The sequence below is a fragment of the Sphingobium sp. genome, assembly GCF_035511395.1.
In the GTDB taxonomy this organism is placed as follows: Bacteria; Pseudomonadota; Alphaproteobacteria; order Sphingomonadales; family Sphingomonadaceae; genus Sphingobium.
Map to the genome: position 1 here is coordinate 1 of NZ_DATKFP010000336.1, position 2,883 is coordinate 2,883.

A 2,883-nucleotide genomic window follows, 5' to 3' on the forward strand; every position below is an offset into this window, starting at 1 on the left:
CGGATCGATCCCCGCTCGCTGGAAGCGCAGGGCATCGATCTGGAGCCGCAGCACAAGATCGGCCCCGCCGCATCGCGCATGGCCGAACAGGGGCTGGCGAGCGAGAGGCTGGAAGAACACCACGCCATTGCCCAGGCCAACGGTGAAAAGCTGCTCGCCAATCCGGAAATCGCGCTCGATGCGATCACGCACCAGCAATCGACGTTCACCGGCCGGGACCTTGCCATGTTCGTGCACCGGCACAGCGAGGGCAAGGACCAGTTCGATGACATCATGGCAGCCATCAAGTCCTCACCCGAACTCGTCAAACTGGGTCAGGACGGTCGCGGCGATGGCCGCTTCACTTCGCGTTCGATGCTGGAGACCGAACAGCGGCTGGAACGCGCCACCATCACCCTCGACGCGCGGCGCCATCATGGCGTCAATGACCTACACCTGGAACGTGCGCTCACCCGTGCCGAAGAGCAACACGGCATGGTGCTCTCCCCGGAGCAGCGCGGGGCGTTCGAACATGTCACCGATGCGCGTGGCATCAGCAATGTCATCGGCTATGCCGGCACCGGCAAGAGCGCGATGCTGGGCGTGGCGCGCGAAGCATGGGAGTCAGCGGGCTACACCGTGCAGGGTGCAGCCCTCTCCGGAATTGCCGCCGAGAACCTTGAAAGCGGCTCGGGGATTGCGTCGCGCACCATCGCCAGCCTCGAACACCAGTGGGGCCAGGACCGCAAGTTGCTGACCGACAAGTCGATCCTCGTCATCGACGAGGCCGGGATGATCGGCACGCGTCAGATGGAGCGCGTGATCACTGAGGCCGAAAAGCGCGGCGCCAAGGTCGTCCTGGTCGGCGATCCCGAGCAGTTGCAGGCGATCGAGGCCGGGGCCTCGTCCCGCTCGATTGCCGAGCGCCACGGCGCCGTCGAGATCACCACCATTCGCCGCCAGTCCGAGGACTGGCAGCGCGATGCCACGCGCCAGCTTGCCACCGGCCGCACGGGCGAAGCCCTGTCTGCTTACGAGGACGCGGGCCATGTCCATGCCACCGAGACGCGCGAACAGGCCCGCGAAGACCTGATCGATCGCTGGGATCGAAATCGAATGGCCGATCCCGATGCCAGCCGGATCATCCTCACCCACACCAATGTCGAAGTGCGCGAACTGAACGAAGCCGCGCGCACGCGCATGCGCGCAGCACAGATGCTCGGCGAGGATGTCGGCCTGGAGGTCGAACGCGGCGAGCGGTCGTTCGCGTCCGGCGACCGCGTGATGTTCCTCAAGAACGAGCGCAGCCTGGAGGTGAAGAACGGCACGCTCGGCACGGTGGAAGACGTAAGTGACATCGCCATGCGCGTGCGCACTGACGATGGGCGATCGATTGCCTTCGATCTCAAGGACTATGCCCATATCGATCACGGCTACGCCGCCACCATTCACAAGGCGCAGGGCATGACCGTGGACAGCGTCCATGTGCTGGCAACGCCGGGGCTCGACCGCCATGCTTCCTACGTTGCGCTCTCGCGGCACCGGGACAGCGTCGACCTGCATTACTGCAAGGACGACTTCGCCGATCGTGACCGGCTCATCCGTACCCTCGGCCGCGAGCGCGGCAAGGACATGGCATCGGACTATGCACGCGCGCCCGAGCCTGCGGCCGAAGTGCAGCCAAAGAGCGGTATCTTCGACGGGCTCAAGCTCAAGGTGCCCAACTTCTCGGCCGTGCCGGAACGAGTGAATTTTGACGGGTTGCGGCTCACTTACGAGGAACTGCTCGTGCTGATTGAGGCGCCGGAGCTGCCCGAGAACCAGCGCTACCAGGTCATGTACAGTAAGGGAAACGGCCCGAAGCCGACCGGCACTCTCATGGAGGGTGAATCCGTCGAGGTGAAGAAGGAAATGGAATTCGATGTCACACCGGCTAATCGCTCGTAGTCCCGACCTGCTCGCCATGCGGAATGACGGGTACAATCTCGAAATCCGCAACGGCTATCTGCTGGTCAAGGATGTTCCCTACGTAACGGCTTCGGCGACAGTGCGCGAGGACGGCGTGCTGATTGCGAAGCTAGATACGCAAGTGGTTGAAGGGCAGGAGCGAACGCGAAAGCCCGACAATCACGTTGCCTACTGGACCGGTGAGCATCCGTGCCATGCGGACGGCAGCAAGCTGCGCAGCTTCGAAAATCCGAACGAGGCCCAGGATTTCGGCGGTGGCGTGAAGGCGGATTTCACGTTCTCGGCGTGTAACAATTACCGCGACTACGAGCATAAGATGCTGGGCTATCTCGGCTGGATTGTCGGCGAAGCGCGCAAGCTGCGCGACGTGACTGCGCAGACCCACCCCATCTACGCGACCGATGAAGAGGATGATGATATCTTCCACTACATCGACACGGCTTCGAGCCGCGTGAACATCGGCGCTGATAACGAAAAGCTGGAAAACCAGTGTGTCGCGATCATCGGCGTGGGCGGAACGGGGTCTTACATTCTGGACCTGATCGCTAAGACGCGCGTCGCGGAAATCCGTCTGTTCGACGGTGACAGCTTCGACACGCACAATGCCTTCCGCGCTCCCGGCGCATGGTCGCTCGCGGAACTGGAAGCCAAGAAATCAAAGGTCGAAAACCTCTTCGACATCTACTCGAAGCTTCGCCGCAAGGGACTCGTGAAGCACGATGAGCCATTGACGTCCGAAAACCTGCACCTGCTCGATGGGATCACCTTCGCGTTCATCTGCATGGACAACGGCAAGGCCAAGCGCGCGATCGTGGATTGGCTGATCGCGAACGGTGTAGCCTTCATCGAGGTTGGCATGGGCATCATCCGCGCGCCGACGGGGCTTCAGGGCATCGTGCGCGTGGTCAGCAGCACAACCGAAAAACAGGATCATAT

Annotated in this window: 2 protein-coding genes; both read left to right on the forward strand. The window is 62.4% G+C overall.

Going from position 1 to position 2,883, the window contains the following annotated elements; translation table 11 throughout:
• A partial coding sequence (traA, locus tag VMR39_RS23230; RefSeq protein ID WP_325419629.1) for a Ti-type conjugative transfer relaxase TraA occupies positions 1-1,926 on the forward strand: 1,926 nt, incomplete at its 5' end.
• A gap of 16 nt (positions 1,927-1,942) precedes the next feature.
• Positions 1,943-2,883: ThiF family adenylyltransferase (locus VMR39_RS23235; RefSeq protein WP_325419631.1), on the forward strand; the 941-nt coding region annotated here is incomplete at its 3' end.